18 protein-coding genes and 6 pseudogenes are annotated in these 23,214 nt (G+C 69.3%); 9 read left to right on the top strand and 15 right to left on the bottom strand.

The features are described from left to right. Nucleotides 1-23 precede the first annotated feature (23 nt). The 4 genes from N8I84_RS01815 to N8I84_RS01800 form a co-directional block, all read right to left on the bottom strand. A complete protein-coding gene (locus tag N8I84_RS01815) occupies nucleotides 24-3,140 on the bottom strand; it encodes a tetratricopeptide repeat protein (RefSeq protein ID WP_263227624.1) in 3,117 nt (1,038 codons plus the stop codon). A gap of 68 nt (nucleotides 3,141-3,208) precedes the next feature. After that, nucleotides 3,209-3,538 carry a trypco2 family protein gene (locus N8I84_RS01810; protein ID WP_263227622.1) on the bottom strand — a complete coding sequence of 110 codons (330 nt, stop codon included), beginning with the start codon at nucleotides 3,536-3,538 and terminating at the stop codon, nucleotides 3,209-3,211. A gap of 376 nt (nucleotides 3,539-3,914) precedes the next feature. Continuing rightward, nucleotides 3,915-4,577, bottom strand: coding sequence for a response regulator (locus N8I84_RS01805; RefSeq protein ID WP_263227620.1), 663 nt, complete (start codon nucleotides 4,575-4,577; stop codon nucleotides 3,915-3,917). Next, nucleotides 4,574-5,701 carry a sensor histidine kinase gene (locus N8I84_RS01800; protein WP_263227619.1) on the bottom strand — a complete coding sequence of 376 codons (1,128 nt, stop codon included), beginning with the start codon at nucleotides 5,699-5,701 and terminating at the stop codon, nucleotides 4,574-4,576. The genes N8I84_RS01805 and N8I84_RS01800 overlap by 4 nt, the downstream gene beginning before the upstream one ends. A 219-nt stretch (nucleotides 5,702-5,920) precedes the next feature. On the opposite strand from N8I84_RS01800, the gene N8I84_RS01795 reads away from it, so the two are divergent. Further along, nucleotides 5,921-6,340 (top strand): DUF6223 family protein, encoded by a 420-nt coding sequence (locus tag N8I84_RS01795; RefSeq protein ID WP_263227617.1) that lies wholly within the window; start codon nucleotides 5,921-5,923, stop codon nucleotides 6,338-6,340. Nucleotides 6,341-6,944: 604 nt separating this feature from the next. Here the strand turns inward: N8I84_RS01795 and N8I84_RS01790 are convergent. Both N8I84_RS01790 and N8I84_RS01785 read right to left on the bottom strand, forming a co-directional pair. Continuing rightward, nucleotides 6,945-7,094 (bottom strand): ATP-dependent DNA ligase, encoded by a 150-nt coding sequence (locus N8I84_RS01790; RefSeq protein ID WP_263227616.1) that lies wholly within the window; start codon nucleotides 7,092-7,094, stop codon nucleotides 6,945-6,947. A 598-nt stretch (nucleotides 7,095-7,692) separates the two neighbouring features. Continuing rightward, the gene (locus N8I84_RS01785) at nucleotides 7,693-8,736 is read right to left on the bottom strand and encodes a GlxA family transcriptional regulator (RefSeq protein ID WP_390898829.1); all 1,044 of its coding nucleotides are present in this window, start codon (nucleotides 8,734-8,736) and stop codon (nucleotides 7,693-7,695) included. 131 nt (nucleotides 8,737-8,867) lie between these two features. Between N8I84_RS01785 and N8I84_RS01780 the strand changes: the two genes are divergently transcribed. Then, a complete protein-coding gene (locus N8I84_RS01780) occupies nucleotides 8,868-9,794 on the top strand; it encodes an NADP-dependent oxidoreductase (RefSeq protein ID WP_263227614.1) in 927 nt (308 codons plus the stop codon). A 397-nt stretch (nucleotides 9,795-10,191) separates the two neighbouring features. Here N8I84_RS01780 and N8I84_RS01775 read toward each other — a convergent pair whose 3' ends face one another. Next, nucleotides 10,192-10,725 carry a helix-turn-helix transcriptional regulator gene (locus N8I84_RS01775; RefSeq protein WP_263227612.1) on the bottom strand — a complete coding sequence of 178 codons (534 nt, stop codon included), beginning with the start codon at nucleotides 10,723-10,725 and terminating at the stop codon, nucleotides 10,192-10,194. A 97-nt stretch (nucleotides 10,726-10,822) separates the two neighbouring features. Here N8I84_RS01775 and N8I84_RS01770 point away from each other — a divergent pair. The 3 pseudogenes from N8I84_RS01770 to N8I84_RS01760 form a co-directional block, all read left to right on the top strand. Then, a pseudogene (locus N8I84_RS01770) lies at nucleotides 10,823-11,087 on the top strand (MATE family efflux transporter); the annotation flags it as partial. Next, nucleotides 11,076-11,525: pseudogene (locus N8I84_RS01765) on the top strand (Cmx/CmrA family chloramphenicol efflux MFS transporter); the annotation flags it as partial. The pseudogenes N8I84_RS01770 and N8I84_RS01765, both read left to right, overlap by 12 nt. Beyond that, nucleotides 11,497-11,793 (top strand): annotated as a pseudogene (locus N8I84_RS01760) (helix-turn-helix domain-containing protein); the annotation flags it as partial. The pseudogenes N8I84_RS01765 and N8I84_RS01760, both read left to right, overlap by 29 nt. 182 nt (nucleotides 11,794-11,975) lie before the next feature. On the opposite strand, the gene N8I84_RS01755 reads toward N8I84_RS01760, so the two are convergent. From N8I84_RS01755 to N8I84_RS01745, 3 genes and pseudogenes are all read right to left on the bottom strand, one after another. Then, complete coding sequence (locus tag N8I84_RS01755) at nucleotides 11,976-12,821, bottom strand: SDR family oxidoreductase (protein WP_263227611.1); 846 nt, start codon at nucleotides 12,819-12,821, stop codon at nucleotides 11,976-11,978. Nucleotides 12,822-12,912: 91 nt separating this feature from the next. Further along, nucleotides 12,913-13,372 (bottom strand): annotated as a pseudogene (locus N8I84_RS01750) (transposase); the annotation flags it as partial. Nucleotides 13,373-13,508: 136 nt separating this feature from the next. Continuing rightward, nucleotides 13,509-13,724, bottom strand: a pseudogene (locus N8I84_RS01745) (tetratricopeptide repeat protein); the annotation flags it as partial. A gap of 205 nt (nucleotides 13,725-13,929) precedes the next feature. On the opposite strand from N8I84_RS01745, the gene N8I84_RS01740 reads away from it, so the two are divergent. Together N8I84_RS01740 and N8I84_RS01735 are read left to right on the top strand one after the other, a co-directional pair. After that, on the top strand, nucleotides 13,930-14,508 hold the full coding sequence (locus N8I84_RS01740) for a carboxymuconolactone decarboxylase family protein (protein ID WP_263227609.1): 579 nt from the start codon (nucleotides 13,930-13,932) through the stop codon (nucleotides 14,506-14,508). Beyond that, a pseudogene (locus N8I84_RS01735) lies at nucleotides 14,505-15,364 on the top strand (RNA polymerase sigma-70 factor). Before N8I84_RS01740 ends, N8I84_RS01735 begins: the two are co-directional and overlap by 4 nt. 172 nt (nucleotides 15,365-15,536) lie before the next feature. On the opposite strand, the gene N8I84_RS01730 reads toward N8I84_RS01735, so the two are convergent. From N8I84_RS01730 to N8I84_RS01705, 5 genes are all read right to left on the bottom strand, one after another. Then, complete coding sequence (locus N8I84_RS01730; protein WP_263227607.1) at nucleotides 15,537-15,791, bottom strand: hypothetical protein; 255 nt, start codon at nucleotides 15,789-15,791, stop codon at nucleotides 15,537-15,539. 47 nt (nucleotides 15,792-15,838) lie between these two features. After that, a complete protein-coding gene (locus N8I84_RS01725) occupies nucleotides 15,839-16,246 on the bottom strand; it encodes a PepSY domain-containing protein (RefSeq protein ID WP_263227605.1) in 408 nt (135 codons plus the stop codon). Between the two features lie 1,421 nt (nucleotides 16,247-17,667). Beyond that, nucleotides 17,668-18,939 (bottom strand): hypothetical protein, encoded by a 1,272-nt coding sequence (locus tag N8I84_RS01715; protein WP_263227603.1) that lies wholly within the window; start codon nucleotides 18,937-18,939, stop codon nucleotides 17,668-17,670. 226 nt (nucleotides 18,940-19,165) lie between these two features. After that, nucleotides 19,166-19,612 (bottom strand): ATP-dependent DNA ligase, encoded by a 447-nt coding sequence (locus tag N8I84_RS01710; protein ID WP_263227602.1) that lies wholly within the window; start codon nucleotides 19,610-19,612, stop codon nucleotides 19,166-19,168. A 12-nt stretch (nucleotides 19,613-19,624) separates the two neighbouring features. Beyond that, nucleotides 19,625-20,137, bottom strand: a complete 513-nt coding sequence (locus N8I84_RS01705) for an SUKH-4 family immunity protein (protein ID WP_263227601.1) — start codon at nucleotides 20,135-20,137, stop codon at nucleotides 19,625-19,627. Nucleotides 20,138-20,341: 204 nt separating this feature from the next. On the opposite strand from N8I84_RS01705, the gene N8I84_RS01700 reads away from it, so the two are divergent. Both N8I84_RS01700 and N8I84_RS01695 read left to right on the top strand, forming a co-directional pair. Continuing rightward, nucleotides 20,342-21,745, top strand: coding sequence for an SMI1/KNR4 family protein (locus N8I84_RS01700; RefSeq protein WP_390898828.1), 1,404 nt, complete (start codon nucleotides 20,342-20,344; stop codon nucleotides 21,743-21,745). 466 nt (nucleotides 21,746-22,211) lie between these two features. Next, nucleotides 22,212-23,012, top strand: a complete 801-nt coding sequence (locus N8I84_RS01695) for a hypothetical protein (RefSeq protein WP_263227597.1) — start codon at nucleotides 22,212-22,214, stop codon at nucleotides 23,010-23,012. The last annotated feature ends 202 nt before the right edge of the window (nucleotides 23,013-23,214 follow it).

Here is a 23,214-nt window from a genome sequence, read left to right as displayed (position 1 = left end):
CGGTCGGACGGACCGAAGCGCCCTTACTCGTCTTTGTCGGCCATTCCGCTACTGAGCGCGGCCGCCTCGGCTGCCGCCGCCTCGGCCTCTTCATGGCGCCCGAGTGCGGCCAGATGGTGCGCCTGCTTGCGCAAGGCCTTGGAGAGGAGGGGAATGTAGACGGTGGGCTGGTCGGCGGCCAGGCGGCGCCGGATCATGACGGCCTCGGTGACGGCCGTCACAGCCTCCTCGTGGTTGCCCAAAGCGGAGAGCCGGGTCGAGAGGTTGCTCAGGCAGGTGGCGAGGTGGGGCTCGTGGACGGTGGGCCGGACGACGGTCAGGCGGCGCCGGATCGCCACCGCCTCGGTGATCGCTGCCAGGGCCTCTTCACGGCGGTCCACCTTCCCCCGGCGGACGGCCAGGTTGTTGAGGCTGAAGGCCAGGGCGGGGAGGGCGGCGTCCGGAACGCTGTCGGCGAGCCGGCGGCGGATCTCCACGGCCTCCTCCGAGGCGGCCAACGCTTCCTCGTGGCGGTCCGCGGCCACCAGGCGGGTCGACAGATTGGTCAGGTTGACGGAGAGGGCGAACCAGTGCCGCTCCGGCTGGATGGCGACCAACTCGCGGCGGATCGCGACCGCTTTGCGCACCGCGCTCAGCGCTTCCGCTGTCCGTTCAAGCTTCCCCAGCCGGAGCGAGAGGTTGTTGAGGCTCTTGGCGAGATCGTCGCGGTAGAGGTCGGGTCGTTCGAGGGCCAGTTTCGTGCGGATCTCCACGGCCTCCCGGATGGCGGTCAGCGCCTCCTCCTGCTTTCCCAGCGCGGCCAGGCGCACGCTCAGGCCGTTGACGCTCTCCGCGAGGTGCGCCCGGTCCTCGAGCGCGGGTGGCGACCGCCGTGCGCACAGCTCGCGCCAGATGGTCACAGCCTCCCGGCTGGCGTCCAGTCCCTCCTCGTACCGGCGTAGCGCCCCGAGCCGGTACGAGGCGCGGTCCAGGGCGCGCGCGTAGACGGCTGGACGGTCGGGGCCGTCGGCGTGGTCGCGGTGGTGTTTTACGAGCCGCAGCAGTAGCTGGGCGGCGACGTCGGCGAGGTTGTGGCTGTTCTGCGGCAGACGGTCGGCCAGGTCTTCCAGGAGGGCGCCGGGGGTGGCCGGGTCGTCGGTAACGCGGCGCAGGGCCTCGACCAGCGGCTGTGGGTTCTCGGTACGGGTGACGACTTCGACGGCCGGCGCGGCGAGCAGGCCGGGGTGCGCGGTGCACAACGCGGTCAGATCGGGGCCGAGCCGGTCGCGGAGGTCAGGCTGGGAAGCCGCCCGAGTGAGGACGGTAAGCAGCCGAGTAGCCTGGGCCGGGCCGGATCCGGGCAGCAGACTTTCTGGCAGGTGAGGGTGGCGGTGCAGGTGGCGGCCGAGGAAGCGCTCGGCGAGCCGGTCGGGTTGGAGGCCGTCCCACACGCGGTCGTCGTCCGGCGGGTACAGGGCGCGGATCCACGCGCGTACGGCGCCCCGGCGGTCGCGGGGCTGGTCGGCCAGGTTCGGCACCCTCGCCAGGAGCGCGTCCGCCTCGTCCCCGTCGTCGGCCCCGAACAGGAACGCGGCGGCCAGGGCGTCGACGAGGGTGTTCATGGTGAGTTGCGGGTGGAGATGGTGGGCGGTCGCGGCGGCCGTCCAGTAGCGTCGCTCGTGGCCCAGCAACCGGTCCTCGACGGTCTCGGTACCGACAGCGTGGGCGACCGGCGTGTCCCGGTAGTCGGCGGTGTACGTATCGTCGGGGCCCGTGCCGGTGGCCGCGTCGAGGAGGTCCGCCAGGACAGTCATGTGCAGGGTGAGGGCGCTTGCGAGGCCGGGCGCGCCGAGCGTCGGCACGGACAGGCTCGCGGCCAGCGCGGACCAGGGATGATCCTGCCAGCGCCGTACATGCCGTAACTCGGCGGCGAAGCCGTCTGCCGCCTCGCGGTAGGCCGCCTCCCGGTCGCCGGCTTCGGGTTCCAGCGGCTTCAGCGTGGTCACCGGGGCCTCGGCGAGCAGATCCTCGGCGTCGAAGGTGTCGCCGCGCAGGTCGTCCCACCAGTCCTCGGCGGTCCGGGCGAGCAGGACCAGCTTGATGCGGACCGCGCCGTCGTTCCTGGCCAACGCTCGTAACAGAGCGGATAATTGGCCGGGGCGTGTCTCGGCGTAGTCGACTACCACCAGTGTGGGGACCGCGGCCGACGCCAGTACGGCCAGGTCCCCGGCGGGCGCGTCGGCGCGCAGCCACAGCGTGGCCCACCGGGGCGCATTCCGTTCGAGTCCGGTGGCGAGTTGGTGGGCGAGGCGGGTCTTGCCCTGTCCGGCCGGACCGTGCACCAGCCAGACACCGAAGCCCGGCTCGTCGCACCAGGCACGCATCCGTCTCAGCAAGTCCTCCCGGCCCCGGAACGGCACCACTGCGCGCCGGGCCCGCAGCAGCACGGCGGGGGATGCCAGGAGGCCCGCCGTGGGGCGGGTGTCGTTGGTGTCGGCCAGATGCCGCCATTCCACCGGCTCCAGCGGTTCCCCGCCGTCCCGCGCCGCGCCGTGCTCGGCCAAGGTCGCCCGGAAGGCCGGGTCGTGGTGGAGGACGTAGGCGGGTACAACGCCGAGGGCGGTGTGTCCGAACCCGGCGAGGTCGGCGGCGATCACCCCAGTGAGCAGGCCGCCACTGAAGACCGCGGCCCCGGACAGGCCGCCCCAGGGCGACGTTCCGTCGGCCGTCGGTGCGGGGACCTCGCGCAGGGTGACGACGTGCCGGTTGTCAACCCGGCCGGTCAGGGGGTTGAGCGCGCCTGTCGCCTGCCATATCTCGCGGGGACGGTCAGGACGCTGGATGGCCTGCGGCATCCCTGCGAACTCGCAGGGCGTACCCGGCCGATCGGTCACCAGTCGTCCCCAGCCGGGCGCGGCGCCCTCCGGGGGCACCCAGGCCGGATCGGTGACGGACAGCAGGGCCGCGTCGTCCCGGCCGCCCGGGGTGCCGCGCCAGGCTACGGTGGCCCGGCACCTTGCCCCGTCGTCCGGCCTGAACACCTCGGTTTCCGCAGCGTCCGGGACGACGTGTGCCGAGGTCAGCACCAGTCCGGACGCGATCACGTACCCTGAGCCCCGCTCGCCCGAGCCCTCCACGGCCACCACTCGCTGACGGTGCATCGGTCCTCCTGGCGAACGCTTCGGGAAGTGGTGCGAGGCAGCCCGTAAGCCGGCCGGTGGGGCCCGGATCAGTCCGGGATGCGGTCTGCTGTATTCCCGGGCCCGGTGGGTCGGTCGGCGCCGCTGACGAGCAGGTCACCGCCGGTGGCCTTGCGCGGGGTGAGCGTGAACGACACGCGGTGGGTGCGGCTGCGGGAGACACCCGCCTCGGCTTCCGCGCCGACCGCCCAGAGTCGGAAGCCCGCCTTCGTCTTCGCGTCCGCCCGGATCTCCACCTCGAACTCCATCTCCACGGGCCCGACCGCGAAAACCAGGTCGGGGTGGTTGCTGCCCGCCCCCGCCGCCTCGATCAGTTCGTCGCGTACCGCAGCGACCGCCTTCACCAAGGGAATGTCCACTGAACCCCGCCCCTCTTGTTCCGCCCCGTACTTCGCCGACACCACCGTAGAGCGCTCGTGTCCCGCGCACGGACGGAACGGGCGGACGCGGTCGGTCACATTTCCCCACCCCGAACGTCACGTAATGGGTGGCGGCACGGCGGAGAGCCCAGCGGGCATCGGACACATCACTGCGGTACGGACGACGAGCACTCACACACCCTGCAACGATTGCCAACCCCGTCAGTCATAAAAACATCCCAGAACATCAGCTACCTAGATCAGATGCTCTCCAAGCGGCGAACGGATGCGGAGCGAGATCGGCACAGCGAAGCGCGGTCTGCGAGTGTTCGGTATGAGGATCATCAGCAGTGAGGCATGTACCGGACCGCCGATGTCAAGCGTTGCGAGGCGCTACCAGGCCGGATTCGTAGGCGAGGACCACGAGTTGGGCACGGTCACGGGCATGGAGCTTGGCCATGGCCCGGTTGATGTGGGTCTTCGCGGTCAGGGGGCTGATCACCAGACGGTCCGCGATCTCGTCGTTGGACAGGCCTTGCGCGACCAGCACGACGGCCTCGCGTTCGCGGCGGGTCAGCTCTTCCAGCCCCGTGCCGGTGCCGGTGGGGAGCGGCTGAGCGACGTACTGCTTGATGAGCTTGCGGGTGATCGACGGCGCGAGCAGGGCGTCGCCGCGCGCGGCGACGCGTACGGCGTGCAGAAAATCTTCCGGCACGACGTCCTTCACCAGGAATCCGGCGGCGCCGGCGCGCAGCGCGTCGAAGACGTATTCGTCCAAGCCGTAGTTGGTGAGGATGACGACGTGTACCCCGGCCAGGGCCGGGTCTGCGGCGATGCGCCGGGTCACGTCGATGCCGTCGATGACCGGCATCTGAATGTCGACGAGCGCGACGTCGGGCAGGTGCTCTTTGGCGAGCTCCAGGCCCTCGCTGCCGTCGGCAGCCTCGGCCACCACCTCGATGTCGTCTTCGAGATCGAGGAGCGCGCGGAATCCGCTGCGAATGAGGGGCTGGTCGTCGACCAGCAGGACACGGATCATGAGGTTCGGTCCAAGGGGAGTTCGGCCTGGATGGTGAAGCCGCCCTCGCCTCGCGGTTCCGCCCGCAGTCGGCCGCCGAGGGCGGTGACGCGTTCGCGCATGCCCAGCAGCCCGACGCCGGGCTTCGGCGCAGTGTCCGGCGTCGCCTTGCCGTCGTCATCGATGCGTATCGCGAGAACGTCCGTACGGCAGTCGATCCGGACCGACGCCGTACCGGCGTCCGCGTGCCGGGCGATGTTGGTCAGCGACTCCTGAACGATCCGGTAGACGGTCCGTCCCACCGCGGTCGGCACGTCCTGCCGCTGTCCCTCGATCGTCAGCGTCGCTTCCAGGCCGGTCCTACTTGCTCGTTCCACCAGCTCCGGGACGTGGTCAAGCCCGCGCGGCGGGGTTGTGTCGTCGTCGCGCAGCGCCTGAAGGGTGGCGCGCAGTTCCCGGGTCGCCTCACGTCCGGCCTCCTGGATCGCCAGCAGGGCCTCAGGCACTTGTTCGCCACGCTTGCGGGCCACGTGGACGGCGACTTCGGACTGCACCTTGATGACCGAGATCTGGTGGGTGAGGGAATCGTGCAGCTCCCGGGCGATGCGCAGGCGCTCCTCGTCGGCGCGGCGCCTCGCTGTCTCCTCCCTGGTGCGCTCGGCCTCGTCGGCCCGCCGCTCGGCCTGCCGCAGCGCTTCCCCCGCGGCGCCGGCCGCGATGAGCCAGGCGATCTCGAGGGCGCCTCGGGCTCGCGCGAACGCCTCGCCCGTGTCATGCAGGCCCGAGGCCAGGGCTGCGAGGGGGAGAGCGGCCAGCATGGTCACGCTCGCCGACACCGTGATGGTGCGGTGTCCCGCCCGTACGGCCGCGTACACCGCGAACAGGTAGGCGACAGCAGGCACATTGAAACCGGCCGCCTGGTAACCCACCGCGCACAGCCCGGCAACGGTCAGTACGGCAACCGGAGCCCGGCGGCGCGCGGCCAGCACCAGGCCGCCGGCCGTCAGCAGTGCGTAGCCGAGCAGGTCGAGGCTCGTGGCGGAGTGCTGCTCGGACAGCCCGGTGACCAACAGCGCCGTCGCCACGCCGACGGCGATGACCCAATCTCCGACACGGCCGCGGACACCGGCCTCATCCGCACTCATGCGCGCACCCTAACCGGCCGCCGTCGCGGGCGAGTCCCCCTCGTGGACGAGCGGCCGACTACCGCACACGCAGTACCATCGCGGCGCCTGCGGTGTCCGTGGTAGCGGGATGCGGCATCGGCGGCAGCGCGAAGTGCCTCCGTCCGCCGGACGACTGGGGGTGGGTCGGGCAGACATGCTCAGGCGACATCCAGTCGCAGGGAGAGAAGGAGTATCTTGATGTCTGTTCGTCGCCTGCTTGCCGCAGCCGCAGCCGCCCTGCTCGGAGGAATCGGGCTTGCCGCACCGGCGGCCGCTCACGTCTCGGCCCAGTCGTCCGAGGTCGGCGCATACACCCTGACCGCCGCCCGATTCTGGGCGACCGCGGCCGCGCTGCTGGCGCTGACCGGCGTGGTCATCGGCCGGCTGGCTCTGGCCCGCTCAGTCAGCCGTATCGGCAACGGTCGGACCAAGGGGGCGATCACGGCCCTGGTGGCGGGGCTGATCGCCGTGGTCGGTGGCGCGGTGAATCTGGCCGTCGCCGACGGTGGTCCCGGCACCGGGAACGGAGTGGTCGGAGGCGCCGCGGCCCTGTTCTTGGGGCTGATCGCCACGTTCCTCGGGTGGCTGGCTCTGGCCCGCTCCCGCCGCACCGGCTGACCGTAGCGCATACGGGCTCGCGTTCGGGTCTGCCTGAAGGCCAATCAGATACCCCCGCCCCACGGCGCTGCCGAAACCCGTGAGCTTTTCGCCTCGCCGACGGACGGACGCTGGTTGCCTTCCAAACCAGTGAAGACATCACTTGCTGGACGTACGAAGGTGCGGCTACTCGCAACCGTCCTGCCCTCGAGTGGGCCGCAGTAGGTTTACGGCTGCGGGGCTGGCAACCGACCAAGGGGCGGTCAGGTTTTTTTCGATATCGCTTGCCGATACGGCAGCTCCGGACGCACTGGAGCAGAACGGGGTAAGGCTCCGGGCCCGTTGCCCGTCCGGGGCTTGATGCTGCCGTGATGCGCGCCTGGGGAGAGCGCTGCCGACTCAGAACCCCGGTTCGGGGCTTGCCCTTTCGAAGACTCGTGCAAGCCCCCAACTCATCCATCCTTACCGCCACGCGCGGTAGATCTGCGCACGCCTGCGCAGATCAGCCCCCTGCTCAGGCCGCGGCACCCCCCTTCCGTCAGCAGGAGCCGCTCCGGGATCGAGGCAGGCCGGTTGCCTCGGTCATCGTGGTGGTCGGCCGACCAGGGCCGTCGTATGACGCAGGTCAGCTGCCGAAGCGTGCGATGTCGCCGGGGGAGAGGTCGGGGCGGGTGCGCTGCCAGCGTGCGGGATGGCGCCACCCGCCGACGCTGTCTCGGGCGGCGTCGACGTCGACCTCCACGACCAGGTCGGGCTGGACCAGGGTGACATTCAAGGTCTCTTTCGTTCCCCAGCTGGCTGAGAACGTCCAGCCCATCCACGGGTGTCCGGTGGTGGCCGGGCAGAGGAGACCGGCGAAGGCGGCGCTCGCTGTCTTGGAGAGGTTCTGAACCTCAACTGCCTGCAGCGTTGCTGAGAGCCGAGATCCAGTGGGGTCTGCGCGCCCACGCTCAGTCCGTACAGCACTCCGAGTGGACCGCTAACGCCATCAGAAATTACGTCAGTTACTGCTGGCGAGGCAGCAGTACTTCCCTGATGGATCCAAGCGACGCCGACTGCCCGAGGGCATCGGATGACTCGCGCCGGAGGGAGGCGGAAGCCGTGCAGCCAGGAGATGGCTCGCTTGACGACCCGGCGGAAGATGCTCAGGCCAGTTCCGTGAGGCTGTTCCCGCTCGGCGATCGCGGGACGGATCGTGTGCTGCCGTAGGAGGCGTTGGTACTTGTCGTGGTGGTAGCCACGGTCCACGAGCAGGGAGTCCGCACGCTTGGTCACTGTCTGTGATAGCTGCGCCGTTCCCGGACTGCGGGCCGCCTACTGATCGGGGATGGAGGCGGAGCCCCGTGCGCTTTTCGCCGTCGGACGCCTGACTTTCAGATGCTGGTTGTCGCAGAGTCGTTAGGGCTGAAGGTGCGGCGGTAGGCGGCGGGTGAGACACCGAAGGTCGCTCGCATGTGGGCGCGCAGAGAGTTCGCGGAGCCGAAGCCGGAGCGGTGGGCGACCAGGTCGATCGACAGGTCCGTGGTCTCCAGCAACTGCTTGGCCAGTTCCAGGCGTTGTGCGGTGAGCCATTGCACGGGGGTCATGCCGACCTCGTCGCGGAAGCGGCGGGTGAAGGAGCGCAGGCTCATCCGGGCGTGTTCGGCCAGGCGGTTCAGGGAGAGGGGTTCGCCGAGGTGTTCCAGGGCCCACGCGCGGGTGGCGGTGGTGGTGGCGACGGTGGGTTCGGGGACCGGGCGGTCGATGTACTGGGCTTGCCCGCCGTCCCGCCAGGGCGGTACGACGCACATGCGGGCGGCGCGGTTGGCGGCGGCGGCGCCGTGGTCACGGCGGATCATGTGCAGGCACAGGTCGACGCCGGCGGCAACGCCCGCGGAGGTCAGGACGTCGCCGTCGTCCACGAAGAGCACCTCCTCGTCGACCTTGACGTGGGGGTAGGCGCGGCGGAACTCGGGGGCCAGGTTCCAGTGGGTGGTGGCGGGCCGGCCGTCGAGGAGCCCGGCGGCGGCCAGCACGTAGGAGCCGGTGCAGATGGACACCAGGCGGGTGCCGGGCCGGATGCCGGCGATGGCCGTGGTGACCTCGGGCGGCAGCGGGCCGCCGCGGCCCAACTCGGGCATGGCGTGCGTGGGCGGGACGATCACGGTGTCCGCGGCGGCCAGGGCCTCGGGGCCGGCTGCGGGCTGCACGGTGAACCCGGCGTCGCTGAGGACCGGGGCGCCGTCGGCGGTGCAGACGGTGACCTCGTACAGCGGGCGTCCGTCGGTGTCCAGGACGCTGCCGAAGACGCGTGAGGGGATGCCAAGCTCGAAGGGTGGGACGCCGGGCAGGGCGAGGACGGCGATGCGGTGCGGTCCCGGTGCCGCGCCGGTCCGGACGGGGTCGGGGTTGGTGCACGGCCACTGCATGTCACTCATGGCCAGATCCTGTCACATAGTGGCCAAACGGCCAACACTCTGATGGGGGCGGGTGCCGCATCGTGGGTTGCGTCGCGCCGGGAACGGCCCGGGCGGCCACATCCGATCGAGGCGAAAGTGAGGCGGACAGCATGCGTGCGGTGGTCGTGGAGCAGTGGGGCGGACCGGAAATGCTCGTCGAGCGTGAGGTCGCCCGGCCCGAGCCCGGACTGAACGAGGTCCTGGTACGGGTCCACGCGGCCGGAGTCAACCCGGTGGACTTCAAGACCCGGGCCAGTGGGGCCCTGATCGAGTGGGGCGAGGTCCCGGCGGTCGGCTGGGACGTCTCCGGCACCGTCGAGGCCGTCGGACCGGGCGTGGGAATGTTCCGCCCCGGAGACGAGGTGTACGGCATGCCGATGTTCCCGCGGCAGGCCGGCGCCTACGCCGAGTACGTCGTCGCCCCGGCCCGCCACCTCGCGCCCAAGCCGGTGAACCTCACCCACGTGCAGGCGGCGGCGCTGCCGCTGGCAGCGCTGACCGCATGGCAGGCACTGGTGGACACCGCCGGCGTGCGCGCCGGTGAGCGGGTGCTGGTGCACGCGGCGGCCGGCGGGGTCGGTCACCTGGCCGTGCAGATCGCAAAGGCCCGTGGCGCGTACGTCATCGGCACGGCCAGCGCCGGCAAGCACGACCTGCTGCGGGAGCTGGGTGCGGACGAGGTGATCGACTATCGCACGGTCCGGTTCGAGGACGTCGTCGGGGACGTGGATGTGGTGCTGGACGGGCTCGGCGGCCAAAGCGCCGAGCGCTCTTTGAAGGTGCTGCGGGCGGGCGGCCGGTTGGTCACCCTGCCCGGCCCGGACGACGTCCCTGCAGACGTCCCCGACCACGTACGGGCGGTGTGGATGCTGGTCGAACCCGACCATCTGGGCCTGCGCGAGATCGCCGCCCTGGCGGAGCAGGGGGCACTCAAGCCCGTCGTGGAGACCGTCGTACCGCTGGCCCAGGCCGCGAAGGCGCACGAGATCGGTGAGCAGGGCCACACCACCGGCAAGATCGTTCTGAGCGTGGCCTGATCGCACCGCGGCCCGAAAGTGGACCCGCGGACAAACCCCGAGTTGGGGAGGTCGTGCTGGTGATAACGCCACGGTTGGTGCGAATCTGTCGTTGCGTCATGTCATCCGTCTGCGCCCTGAACTCCAGGAGCCGTTGCACGTACTTGTTGTCCGGGTCCACTTGTAGCGGCCGGCGGCCTGCTCGAACAAGCGGTATCAAGCCGCGGCAGCAGTTCCTCGGGCCCGTGCCGGTCGATCCGGCTCGGGCGGTCAGTGCTGGGGGTGCGGACAGGGTGGAAGGGGGGCGCCGCTGGGTGGCCGCTTGTCGGACTCTGCTCACCGCGCCCACCTGCTTCGCGGGAAATGAAGGTGCTTGGGGCCACGCCGGAGGCCTCCTTTGCACGCCGTCGGGAGCACGTCACGGCGCAGTCCGGCTGAGCGTGTCGATGGCCTCGCGCAGCCATTTCCGCTCCGCCGTCCCGGTGGCCCGGGCGACGCGCAACATGCCTTCCCGGAACAGGTCCCCGGCCTCCTCTGCGCGCACCGGCTCGCCCTCCCGGTAGAAGAAACTCGACGGAGTCTCCAGGAAGTCCAGGCGGCGGCGCAGCACCGCGGCCTGCTCGGCGGGGTCGCCCAGGTGCCGCAGGAAGGCCAGGACCGTGTTGAACCGGACATGGTCGGTGATCTCCGCCTGCTTGGGCTTGCGCAGGCGGGCCAGCAGCTCCGCGCGGCCTTCATCGGTCAGGGTCAGCACCCGGCGTGGGGCCGCGCTCGCGCCGTCTTCCGTGCGCTGGTCGAGCAGCCCGGCGGCGAGGAGCCGGTTGATGGCCGGGTACAGCGCGCCGTCACTGACCGGGCGGACGTGCCCGCTCAGCGCCTTGATGCGCTCCTTCAGCTCGTAACCGTGCAGCGGCGCCTCGGCGAGGAAGCCGAGGATCGACAACTCCAGCACGCCTTCTCCTCCTTGCGGTGACCTGGACACCATGATACCTCTTTTCGAGCTATCTCGATTCGAGGTAGCTCTTTGGGTGAGGTCGAGGAGGCCGGACGTGAACCCCCACCGCAGACAGCTCATATCGCTCGCCCACCCCGTCTACTTCTCGCTCCTCGCCTCGGTCGCATCCGGGATCGTCAACACCGTCTGGGTCTCCCGGCTCGGCGGTGCCGCCGTCGCCGCCGTGGCCGTCGCCACCAACACCGAGAACGTGCTGCTCGGTGTCGCCCTGGTCTTCGCCTCCGGTACGACCGTGCTCGTCGCGCACGCCAGGGGCGCCCGCGACCCGGCCGCCGTACGGGCCGCCTGTCGCTCTGGTGCTCTTCGGTGCCGGTTCCTTCCTCGGCGTAACCGTCGCCGGACGGCTGTCCGACCAGCGCCCTGCCCCAGTCCTCGCGGTCGGTGGTCCGCTGCTACTCATCGGCTGGCCGGCCCTGGCCATGCTGGCTGACGAGCCGGTCGCGCTGCTTGCCCTCGTGTTCGTTCAAGGAGCGTTGTCGTTCGCGCTGGGCAGCACGCTGATCACGCGGGTCCTCTACGAGGCGGCGGGAGCCCCCACCATGGCCGGGTCGTATGCGACCGCGGCACTCAACATGGGCGCCGCCATCGGACCAATCGTCGCCGCGACCACCCTCAGCGCGGCCGGGAACCTCGGGCCGCTGTGGGCAAGCGGGTTCCTGGTCGCTGTCGCGCTGCTCATCGCGTTCCCACTGCGCACCGTGATTGTGACTGGCCGACGCGCCGAGGTGCTCCAGTGACCATGCGAACGCCCCCTTGAACATCGAGGGACGCCGAAGGCTCGTGGAGCGCTGCCGCAGCCGCCCCGCCGCGCACGTGGCCGCCGAGGCCGGCGTCTCCCGCGCCTGCCTGTCCAAGTGGAAGAACCGGTACGACACCCACGGCGAGGCCGGACTGCGGGACCGCTCCAGCGTTCCGCACTCCTCACCGACCCAGACCCCGCCCGACGTCGTCGAACGGATCGAGCGACTGCGACGGGACAACAAGTGGTCCACTCGCCGGATCGCGCTCGACGTAGTGCCCTGACCGCATAGGTTCACCGGATTGCTGTTCGCTTGGGGGAGTGGGGCGGACCTTGGAGGTCCCGGAACATCCCAGTAGCGCCGCGAGGTTGTGATCGGATCTCGTTTGTCAGAAGGGAACCGGTTTTCGGTGATCTCACACCGGGGACAGGCCGATGAGGACCATGCTCAATCGAAGAAGTTGAGGTTCCGGCGCACGAAATCGGCAAAACCGAGAGCTGCACGGCCCGTGATGTCGGCGACCGTTGAAGTGACGGTTTCGGCACCGCCGTCCCGGTATGCGCGGGCAACTCCTATCAGGGCATCGACGTGGAACTCTGGCATCCCGCGACTCAGCATTGCAACGCGTGCTTCGTCGTCCGGCAGGCCCACATAGCGCACCGGCTTGCCGAGGACGTCGGAAAACTCCTCGGCGGCTTCGGCGTAGGTCAGCGCCTTCGGTCCGGTGAGGTCATAGACGCGGCTGTCGTGGCCATCAGTGGTGAGAACCCGCGCTGCAACACGGGCGATGTCGTCGACATCGACGAAGCTTATAGGGGCGGTGATCAAGGGGAGGCTGAACTCCCCAGCGTCACGGATGGACGGCTGGCGCAGGAAGTTCTGCAGGTAGAAGTTGGGTCGCAGAATCGTCCAAGGCAAACCGGACGTAACCAGCGACTGTTCGGCAGGCTGGTGCAGTCGGGCGATCGGTGTGAGTCCTTCGTCGGCCCGCCAGACCGACAGCTTGACCACCCGAACACCCAGCGCACGGGCGGCTGCCAGCATGTTGAGTTCGTGTGTCGTTTGGGCAGGGCTCGTCGCGCCGAGAAGGAATACGGCCTCGATGCCGTCGAGTGCAGGACCGATCGTGTCCGGCATGGTCAGATCGAGCGTCACCGCTTGGCCGCCCGACTCGATCACCTGAGCAGTGGTGTGCGGATCACGGTAGGCCGCCCGCGCGGCCACGCCGTCGGCATGAAGACGAGTGAGGAGAGCCGTTCCGACGTTGCCGCTCGCACCAGTTACCAGAATCATTGTCACATCATCCAGGCGAAAGCAGCGAGTATGCCAAGATTCGGAGCACATCATCCTGGGATGGACGCGAGGCAGGCCGGTAGTGATCTCCGGCGGCGGCGTTCGGCGGACGTCCGCCCCAGCGGGTGCCCTTCTCACTACCGGATACGGGCGCGCTCGCGCCGTTGGGCGGCCAGCACGTCGGGATGGCGGGCGTTCTTGTGCCGCCAGCGCAGGTAGGCGTGCAGGGGCGGGTCCGGACGGTGTGGTTGCGATGGTTGGGAGTTGGCGACGGTGAACTGCGGCAGCGGCCCGAAGTGGGCCTCGATCGGGTTGGCCCAGGACGCGAAGGTCGGTGTGAGGCACGGCTCGACCCGGTTCCTCTTCGCCCAGCGTCGGGTCTGTTCGCCCTTGTGGGCGGAGAGGTTGTCCAGGATGACGTAGGTCGGGGCGCCGTCCGGGCGGGCCGCGCGGATCGACCTGAGCGCGGCCAGGGTGTTCGCGGCATCCTTCTTGCGGCGGTTGATGCCCCAAAGGGTGTCGTCGCCGACGGAGTAGCAGCCGTGGAAGTAGGTGCGGCGTGCCTCCACTTCGGCATGGTCCAGCAGGAGGTGCTGGACGGTCGTGCCGAGGGTAAGGCGTTCGACCAGGTCGTGCCACTGTTCGGGGCAGGTGGCGAGGATGCGCCAGTCGGGGCCTTCGCCGCACTCAAGCGGCAGGCGATCTTGCTCCGGAATCGGTTGATCGATGAACGCCGGCACCCCCTGCCTGTCCCCTCCAGTAGGCGAGGTTGCGCCGGGTGGTGAGTGTGTAGGGGTGGTCCGGGCCCAGTACGCGCAGCACATGCTTCATCAGCTCGGCGTATGCCGCTACGGCTCCGGCCGCGTCGCCCGCCCGTCCCCGCCACTGGGCGAGATTGCCGTGTGTGGCGAGTGTGTGGGGGTCTGCCCGGGCAGCAGCGTGGACGCCTCATGTTGACGCATGGGGCTCTGCGCCCTGGTGAGAAGGACGCGCGCGACGTGGACGGGCCGCAGGGGCACGCCGGGGCGGCGGTGGGTGTCACATGAGTTGGCCGGGCGGTGTCTTCATGCCGAACAACCCCACAGGGACGCACACAAGGAGAGACAGCATGACACTGCGCCTTCCGAAGGCCGAGCTCCCCGCTGAGCTCAAGGAGAGCATGATCAAGCAGCTGGGCGCCGTGCCCGAGAACGTCGAGGTGCTGTGGCACAGCCCCCGGGTGACGCAGGACAACCTGGAGTTCGGTGCCAGGGTGGGGGCGTGGGACGCGGTCGACCCGGGCCTGAAGTCGTTCGCGCACATGGCCGTCGCGTCGCAGGTCGGCTGCAGTTGGTGCCTGGATGTCGGCTATTTCCAGGCGCAGAACGAGAACTTGGACCTGGCCAAGGCGAGCCAGGTGCCGCGCTGGCGGGAGACGACCGTGTTCACGCCGCTGGAGCGCGACGTCATGGGGTACGCCGAGGCGATGACTAACACGCCGCCGACCGTCACCGACGGGCAGTACGCCGCTCTTCTGCAGCGGCTCGGGACGCAGGCGATGGTGGAGCTCACCGCGTTCATTGCCTACGTCAACCTGGCGACCAGGGCTAATGTGGCGAACGGGGTCACCTCGCAGGGCTTCTCCGACGCCTGCGAGATCCCGCTGGCCAAGCGCCCGGCGACGTCCCGCGAAGGGTCTACGGCATGACGGAGGATCCGTTCGTCGCCCACCGCAGTCTGCTGTTCACCGTTGCCTACGAGATGCTCGGTTCCGCGGCCGACGCGGAGGACGTGCTGCAGGAGACCTGGCTGCGGTGGGCCGGCGTCGACCGGTCACAGGTCCACGATCCGCGGGCGTACCTCGTCCGGGCCGTCACCCGCCAGGCACTTAACCGCATGCGCACACTCTCACGCCGTCGCGAGGACTACGTGGGCGAGTGGCTGCCCGAACCTCTGTTGACCCATCCCGATGTGGCCGACGACGTCGAACTCGCGGAAAGCGTCTCCATCGCGATGCTGACCGTCCTGGAGACGCTCGGACCGGTGGAACGCGCTGTGTTCGTGCTCCGCGAGGTCTTCGACATGCCGTACGACGAGGTCGCCGAGGCCGTGGGCAAGACCCCTCCGCGGTTCGGCAGGTCGCCCGGCGGGCCAGGGGCCACGTCGCCGCTCGACGGCCACGCGTCAAGGTGAGCCGGTCGGAGCACAAGACCGTGGTGGACCGTTTCGTCGCCGCGCTGCACACCGGGCGCATCCAGGACCTCTTGGTGATCATGGCACCGGACGTGGTCCTCATCGCTGACGGCGGCGGGATTACGGCCGCCGCTTTGGCCCCCGTCCACGGTGCCGAACTCGTGGCGACGATGCTAGCCGGCACCGATCGGGCCGCCTTCGAGACCGCGGCGGTATGGCTCAACGGCGCCCGCGCGATCCGGATCGAATCCGACAGTGGAGGGGCCGCGGTCAGCTTCGTGATCGAGAACGGGCGTATCACCCGGATTTATGCGGTATCCAACCCGCAGAAGCTGACAGGACTCGATAAACCAGCCGATCTGGGCAAGTAGGCCGCGGCGCGGGTGTTCCGGGCATGCCATAGCCGGAACACCCGCGCCGCGGCGGCAGCTTCATCCCCCCCACCGGCCACCCCGTTCACTCCGTTGACGATGGACTGCACTGGGCTCCTCAAGTCCCTCCCGTGAAACGACACACGGGCCGACTTGGTGGCCACACGTGTCCTCAGCACCGACGTGAGGAGGTCGCGGCCGTCTGCATTTGGACGGAGACGCCGTCCGTCGCATCCGCGGCCCGCGCGGGCGGCTCACCCGCCGCCCAGTCCTGCGCGGAGGCCGACGTGGGATAGTCGACGGAGTCCTCCGCGTAGCGGTCCCCGTAACCGGCCCGTCCGGCATCGGCGGGCAAACGGTCGAAGGCCACCGTTTCGGCAACGTCCGGCTGCGAGGCCGGCTGTGAACGGCTGGGATCCGCCGACATGACGCCTGCTCCTGTTCGGGAGAGGGTTCAGCACAAGGGCAGGGCCGTCAGTCCTCCTTCTCCATGGTGCCCTCCTTCTTGGTGCCGGTGACGTTGTAGCTCTTGTCCAGGTGGACCTCGACCGACGTGCCGTCCGACTTCTTGACCTCCACCGCGAGCATGCCGGGCTTCTCCCTGTCCTCCTCGGACTTCACGACCGTGCCCGGGTACCTGGCCAGCGCCGCCGCCTCGGCCTTCTGCTTGACCTCACCGCTCAGCGGCGTCTCCTTCTCCTTGCCGACCTCGTCCTCGGCAGCGCCCGCCTGGGCGTCCCCGGCGTTCTGCGCCGATTGCTGAGTGCCCGCGGTGTTCGAGCTGCCAGAGTCGGAGTCGGATCCTCCACCGCAGGCGGTCAGAGCGAACATCAGCACGGCGGCGGGAGCGGCGAGCAGGGCACGGCGAGGCAAAGCACGCATCGGGAATCTCCAGAACGAAGTCGGGGTGCGGTGGTCCGTGTGGCCGGGCACCAGGGGATAGACATGACCCTAGAAACCCGACCTCCAGAGCAGGGCCAACACAGGACAGCAACAGACCAGCAAACCGCCAATGTTTCGCCCCGGCCGTAAAAACGGCAGGTCACAGCCGTCTACGGCATGGAGAGCGCATGGTGTTCTTCTTCGCGTCGCGTAGCACCAGAACACCATCAGGCCGCCAGGGAGTTACCTCGCGGTCGGGCGTAGAGGAACGACGCGGGGTGATGGCAGTTGTAGTTGCTGGCGTAGTTCTTCGTCCTCGCGGTGAGCTGGTTGAGCGCTTGCATGAGGGCTGGGACGTCCTCGCGCAGCCGGGCGAGTTCCTCGTGCTTGTTCGCGATGGTCTGCTTCAGCTTGACGATCTGCGCGCGCGGGAGTGCTTCCGTGTCGGTGATGCCGCTTCGTTCCCGGACGTGTGCCGAGAACTCGTTGCGCAGGTCGGGGTGACGCTGAGTGGGGGCGTTGCGGGGAACCTGGGCCTCGAGGCGAGGGCGACCACGGTCAGCGCGCCGTTGGAGTGTTCGGGACGTCCGATGAGGACGCGCTGCATGGCGGCGCGGACCCGGTCGCGTTCATCGGGTGCTGGGCTCACGTTCCAGGCTCCTGGCAGGTGATGCGGCTGCGGTCGTGGGTGTCGGCGAGGCCGCGCAGCCGGCCGTGGCAAGGAGGCAGTCGGCGATCGGCTGGGGCAGGTGGAGTGCCTGACGGGCGAGGCCGTCGGCCCGGTCGCGGAGCTGCTGGGTGTGGTGATCGATACGGACGGTGTTGGCGCAGCCAGTGACACAGCGGTCCGGAGTCGGCGTGGTACTGCTCAAAGGCCTGGCTTCGCCTCACATCAAGCGACAGCGTTTGTCGACGGGTTTCAACAGCAGTTGGTGATCAACCGACTCACGGATGTTCGTGGGAAATGACGTCAGTGTGGTGTCCCCAGGGCCTGCCTCCAGTGCTGTTGATCGCCGTGGAGGTCCTGCCTTAAGTTCGCGCTGCGGCTGCATCCGCGGTGCCTCAAGGCCCGGTTCCGGATGTTCCGACCCAGGTCCCGGGTCTGGTTCTGCGCGAGTTGACGCTCGAAGATGCAGACGCGTACTACGCAATGCTGGTGCGGCCGACGTACCGAAGGCGGCCGCGGTCGTCGAACCTGCCCAGCAGCAGGGTGCGCGGAGAGGCGAGGGAACCGGTGACGGCACCGATGACCGCCTCTGACGGTGCGCACCTTGCGCTTCCGCTTTCTCTGCACCGAGCAAGGCGACATGCTCGAGCGACTTCGAGTTTGTTTGTGGTGTGCAGCGACTACGTTTCCGGGGGAGCGCGACCGGCCAGGAGTCCGCATGGGAGACCGTGGCCGGTCGTGTGTGCTCAGCCGGTTACAGCTGCGGCTGCGGCATCCGTTGCCAGCTGAAGGGGCCATAGGTCGTGTCGGTGACGGCGTAGTTGGCGTTCGGGTCTGCGATCAGCTTCAGCCATTCAAACGGTGTGGTACTGCCGTGCACGACGATGCGGTGGAAGTTCGAGACGTTGTAGTAAGGGTGCTCGTTCCACGCGTTGTTACCCGGGTCGTGGGCGCACACGCTGGCGCCGGTGGCCGGGTCCGTCTCGCCGGTGCACGTCGCCGTCGGTGACAGCGGGTTGTCCGATCGGTACAGGTGCGAGTCACCGTTGAGCATCAGCACCGGGCGGCCGAACTCGGTCGTCTTCGCCGCGACTTCGCTGATGATCGGTTCGTAGTTCGTCAGGTGGTCCTTGGACTTGTCGTCGAGGTCCCACATGTCGGCCTGTGCCGTGATCACCACGGCCTTGGCGTGTTGGGCCCGCGACTCGGCGAAGGCGGCATCGAGCCAGCGGACGTCGGCCGCGGTCCGGTTGGTCCGCTCGTCGGTCTGCGCCTGAGTCGCGGTCGGCGCCTTGTACCAGGGGTCCGTGTCGTTGTTCGAGCCGCCCGGCACGTTGATGGTCACGAAGACGATGTCGTTCTGCGTCCACATCACGTTCTCGGCGTACTGTGCGTCGCCCGGGTGTCTCGGGTCGTAGGCGGTGGCCTGGGACACCACGTTCAACGTCCCGCTGCCGAGGGTGTGGCCCGGCTGCGCGAAGAAGTCCTGCCGGACTTCGGCGAGGTTGTCGAGCGGGTTACCACACTGGTAGCTGACGCAATCCGCAGTGTTGGTCGACAGGCCACTCGTGCCGATGTAGTTGATGCCACCGGAGGCCGAGTCGTAGAAGCCGCCGCCCTCACCAGGCGAGGTGAGACTCGATGCCTTGTGGCAATCGGCCCACTCGTTGTCGCCCGGCGTGTAGACGAGCGGCTTGGTGAAGGTCTGCCACACAGACGCGATCGAGGCGTCGTAGTCCTCGGTGCAGAACTCCTTGCCCGAGTGGATGTCGCCTACGTGGATGACGTCGCTGATCGTCGGGTCACTGTTGATGGTGCCGATGAAGGCCGGGGTCTTCAGGAACTGCGAGGTGTCGGCGGTCTGGCCCGCAGGTGCGTACGCCGACTTGCCGTATGGTGAGTCGCCGAACACGGCGAGCGTCAGTGGGCTGTCGGCCGCCGATGCCGTGGAGACCGACTGCACGGAAGAGGCAAGACCGACGGCGACGAGCGTGATAAGCCCGCGCTTCAGCGTGCGTCTCAACATGCGTCCCTCTTTCAGATCCGGTTGAGGGGGGCGCCCCAGTGAACTGGAACCTCAGGAAGCGCGACATGGCATCAATGGCAGCCTGGAGATGACGAGTAAGCGAACTTCCGGCCGTGCCCGCAGGCCGGGTCGCTCTTTGCGTGACTCAGTCGATGTGGCGTGTGCCGGCCGCCGCCAAGGAAATCTTGTCCTTGCGCAAGAAGTCAGAGAAGGTGTTGTTAACACGTCACGACCGCACCGGCCGGTAGGGCTCGTCCAGCCGCTTGAAGCACAGCCCCTCCAGCCCGGCCGCCGAGCACCCCAACCACTGTTCCGCCTGTTCCGGGGCAGTGGTCGACGGGCACAGCGTCAGCGGCGCCTTAAGACTGTGGTCCGCGAACAGCGCTTCCAGGGCGGCACGCCGCCGCTCGTACGGCCAGCCGGTCAGGTCCAGGCCCACGTGCACCGGATCGAAGGCCACGTAGTGCCCCGGCCACCGGCGGGCCGCCTCGGCTGCAGCTGCCCCACGCAGGGCGAGACGCTGCTGGAGCCGCTCGAACGCCAGCCGGTCGGACTCCCACACCACCAACTCGCCGTCCAGCCCGGTGTCCGCCGGCAACTGCGCGAGGACCGCGTCCCGGATCTCGGGGAACGAGTCGGTCATGCCAGTGCCCTGCCGGGAGCGCAGCAGCACGCGCCCGTCCGCCTACACGGCCCTCCAGTTCGCGTAATCGCCCATCTCTACGTCGTCGCACAGGGTCTCCCAGAACCCTTTGTAGGCGAGTGCGGTGTCATCAAGGGCGGTGACCAGCTCGCGCAGCTCGTCCGCCGCCGCCTGGAATCTCTCCTCCTCGCCTTCCTCGTAGAACGGGAAGTGGGCGATCGTGGCCGCGACGCACTCGTGGAAGATTCCAAGGTCCCTGTTCACGTGGTTGAAGGTTGCGGACTCGGGCATGGGGATGTGCACCACGCGACGCGATGCCACGTCGATGCCGAGCCGTCCGAACAGGCCGCTGGTCCCGAAGACGACCAACCCGCTCTCACCAATCCCGTCCAGGAGCGCCGCCTCGCTCAGCGGTTGGTACTCATAACCGATCAGCCCTGCCGGGATGCCCTTCTGCCGTAGATCGCCGGCGATCACGTCGGGCACGTCTGCTGAGCAGCCGATGCGCACGACGGCGTACTGGGGCAACGGCAATGGCGGCAGATCCCGAATCACGCGAACATCATCCTCGCGCTCCGGCCGCCCGGGAAGCCGTGAGCTGGGTCTGTCGCCGCCAACCGGCAAGCCCCGACTCACACATTCCAGTTCAGTAGCTGGCCTGTGAGCGTTTTGGTTGGGCACGCTGAGTCGCGTTGTTGGCCCCTGACAGCGCGGGGACCGGCGACTTTGGATGTCGGTGGTTCCACGTACGGTCTGAGCATGGTTGATCAGAGGCCCCCCGTGGCATCGATACTCGACTTCGCGACCTGGGAGCCCGTGCTGCGGCTCCTTCTGGCCGACCATCCGCAGAGTCATGCTGCCCGGTCTGTCCGTGTGGCGGGACGTATTGGCCGGCATGGCTGGAGTCTGGCCCTGAAGCGGCGGATGCCGCCGCCGGGCCGAGCCGCCCAGGTGGAGGACATGCAGGAGGAGTTCGACGCGGTGGAGCGGGTGCAGAGTGCGCTCGCGGACGCCGGAGTCGACGACATCTCGTTCACGGCGGAGATCCAACCGACCGGGAAGACCGCGCTCCGCCTGCTGGGCCCCAGCCCGGCCGTGGAACCCGGCATCGGCACCCCGCACCCGGGGGCGCTCATCCTGGTAGACGGCTCCCTTCCCGAGCCCTGGCGTCGTCTTCCTGATCCGGTGCCCGGGGCAGCTCCGGCCCCTTCGGCGGACCTGGAGTTGCTTGAGCGGACGCTACGCGAGCGGTTGCCGCACGCCATCGGCGCGACGGAGGAGGAGATCGCCGCCGCCGAAGCGCGCCTCGACGTCACGCTGCCCGACGAGCTCAAGGTGCTCTACCGGGTGACACGGGCACGGTGGGAGGACTTGGGCGACGACTACGAGGCAGCGGAACGTGAATGCACAGCGGTCGGCTGCGAGCTTTTCGACCTCGACGGCCTGTACGTCGCCGACGCGTCGTCCCGCCACTGTCGCTGGAAGTTCGCGGCGATGGAGGCGGTCGTCACCCCGCCGGACGCCATGGTGCAGGGTCTCGTCGGCTCACCCGGCTGGATCGCCTTCGGCGACAATGGCGGCGGAGACCGGCTGGCCGTCGATCTGACACCCGGCCCCCGCGGACACCTGGGACAGGTCATCATGCTCTCCCATGAGGAGTACGCCGGCGCCGCGCTCGTTGCCGACTCCCTCACCGATCTGGTGCTGGGCCGGCCCGGCGCAGAGCCCAGCAGTCCGCACGAGCAGCAGCCACCAGTCGTGGCCAGGGTCAACGTCGCAAGCCTGAAGAGCATCCAGGCCGCCGCGCACCCCGGCTTGGAAGTCCTGTCCATCGGCGTGTGGAACGGTGCGCCGTTCAGCCTTGCCCCCGTCACCGGGCTGCCCCGCCTGCGCACTCTTACCGCCTATCCCGGCACGCTGGCCGACCCCCTGGAGATCGCCAAGCTCACCGGGCTGGAGTTCCTGGAGCTCGGACCGGAAGAGTGGCGGGCCCTCCTTGACGCGGGAGCCGTACCGCGCAGCCTGTCGGCCGCCGCCATCGTGGTACACGGCAACCAGGACCCTCTGCCCATCGTGGATATCGCGAACGAAATCCTGGCCCTCTGGGACCGGCCCCAGATCATCCAGACCGTCCTGGAAGGAGACTTCGGCCCCCTGGCATAACCGGCGAGGCAAGCAACGGGTCGCACAGGACGTTGCCTGCCACGGCCGTTCGCCAGACAATCGCCGCCCGAGTTCAGCGCGTTCCAGCCCTGAACCAGGTCTGCTCGCTGAGCGCCGTAGTTGGCCAGACGGACCGGCCTACGGCGCTCAGTCACATATTCGCGGCCGCCGCACAGCGCTCTGGCGGCGGCCCGCTCCCGAATCCGCACAGGAATGGGAGGACTTGATGACTACGCCCTGGTCGCCCCGGCGCGAGGTCCGCCGCCCGCTCGCCTCACGCGTTGCCGCGCCCCGCGAGCCGGTCGACCACGCCCGCATCGGCCGGCGCGTCGTGCGCCGCCGCGCGGAGGGCATGGACGCCGTCGCCGTCGCACGTTGCCTTCGAGGAAGCCTGGTTCGATGCGCGCCTGGACTCCCGGCGCGAGCACCTGGCCGACGACACGCGCGGCCGCGCGGAGCTCGCGGAGTGGAGCGCATCGACCAGCTGCTCGCCGACGCGGCGCCGGGCACTGTCTACGACCCGGACACCGACGACGTCATCCGGGCCGAGCTCGCCGCCGAAGCCGCGGCCGCCGCCCAGGAGGCTGAGCTGCGCGAAGCCGCCCGGATCGCTGCCCGCGCCGATGAGCTCCAGGCGCTGCGCGAGCTCGGCACGCTGGAGCAGACCGGTCCCCGCGAGGGTGACGAAGCCGCCCGGGACGAACTCACCCGCCGCGCGGGCGGGTACGTTCAGGCCGACGTCGATGCCTGGCTCGCCTACGCCCTGGCCGCGCGCATTGGGCACTACGCGGATCCGGCAGCAGGACCGCCGCCGGTCTCCTGCCGCAGCCCGTCCTCGCCCTCGTCGCGCTGCTCGCCGAACTCGCCCGCCTGGTCCCGGCCGCTGCTGTCGACCAGATGGCGTTCGGGGCCCGGCTCGCCGCCGCCGACCCCGAGGCCACCGCCGGCCTCGCTGCGTTCCTCACCCGCGCCGCCGAGCCGGCCGACACCGCAGGGAGCCCGTCATGACCCACGCCCAGGAACCCGAGGTGGTCGCCGCCTGGCGCGAGTCCAGCCCCATCGGCCGCCGCTTCGAGGACCTGCTCGCCGACGGCACCCCTGCGCGTGGACCGAGCCGCCGCTCGGCGAGACGTACTACCCCGATGAGGACGACCCCGACTACAACTCGATCTGCCACTGCCCGCGCACGCCACGCGTCTTCTGCATGGAGTGCGCCGGCTACGCCGACTGCGAGCAGTGCCGCTGCCCCAGCCCGGCCTTCCTGTGATCTCACCCTCTGCAACCTGACCTCCCAGATCCCGGGCGAGACCTGTGAGGGATCTGGGAGCCTGAGGCAGGAAATGCCCGGTACGCCTGTGATGCCTGAGAGGTTGGGAGGCCGGTTTCCCAGGCAGACGCGTTTCTGGGAGATGACCTGTGACCCTGTGACATAGCTGGGAGGTGCAGCCCGTGACGATCACGGAAGGTGA

Origin of the sequence: Streptomyces cynarae, assembly GCF_025642135.1 — a bacterium.
Lineage (GTDB): Bacteria > Actinomycetota > Actinomycetes > Streptomycetales > Streptomycetaceae > Streptomyces > Streptomyces cynarae.
Note: the sequence above shows the minus strand (reverse complement) of the source record. Positions and strands in the feature narration are given on the sequence as shown.

What these genes read in the sequence shown, in the direction of transcription:
- N8I84_RS01815 (WP_263227624.1), bottom strand. Translation starts at nt 3,140, where the DNA reads ATGCACCGTCAGCGAGTGGTGGCCGTGGAGGGCTCGGGCGAGCGGGGC.
- N8I84_RS01740 (WP_263227609.1), top strand. Translation starts at nt 13,930, where the DNA reads ATGACACTGCGCCTTCCGAAGGCCGAGCTCCCCGCTGAGCTCAAGGAG.
- N8I84_RS01730 (WP_263227607.1), bottom strand. Translation starts at nt 15,791, where the DNA reads ATGTCGGCGGATCCCAGCCGTTCACAGCCGGCCTCGCAGCCGGACGTT.
- N8I84_RS01805 (WP_263227620.1), bottom strand. Translation starts at nt 4,577, where the DNA reads ATGATCCGTGTCCTGCTGGTCGACGACCAGCCCCTCATTCGCAGCGGA.
- N8I84_RS01795 (WP_263227617.1), top strand. Translation starts at nt 5,921, where the DNA reads ATGTCTGTTCGTCGCCTGCTTGCCGCAGCCGCAGCCGCCCTGCTCGGA.
- N8I84_RS01715 (WP_263227603.1), bottom strand. Translation starts at nt 18,939, where the DNA reads ATGTTGAGACGCACGCTGAAGCGCGGGCTTATCACGCTCGTCGCCGTC.
- N8I84_RS01780 (WP_263227614.1), top strand. Translation starts at nt 8,868, where the DNA reads ATGCGTGCGGTGGTCGTGGAGCAGTGGGGCGGACCGGAAATGCTCGTC.
- N8I84_RS01800 (WP_263227619.1), bottom strand. Translation starts at nt 5,701, where the DNA reads ATGAGTGCGGATGAGGCCGGTGTCCGCGGCCGTGTCGGAGATTGGGTC.
- N8I84_RS01700 (WP_390898828.1), top strand. Translation starts at nt 20,342, where the DNA reads ATGGTTGATCAGAGGCCCCCCGTGGCATCGATACTCGACTTCGCGACC.
- N8I84_RS01785 (WP_390898829.1), bottom strand. Translation starts at nt 8,736, where the DNA reads ATGAGTGACATGCAGTGGCCGTGCACCAACCCCGACCCCGTCCGGACC.
- N8I84_RS01725 (WP_263227605.1), bottom strand. Translation starts at nt 16,246, where the DNA reads ATGCGTGCTTTGCCTCGCCGTGCCCTGCTCGCCGCTCCCGCCGCCGTG.
- N8I84_RS01755 (WP_263227611.1), bottom strand. Translation starts at nt 12,821, where the DNA reads ATGATTCTGGTAACTGGTGCGAGCGGCAACGTCGGAACGGCTCTCCTC.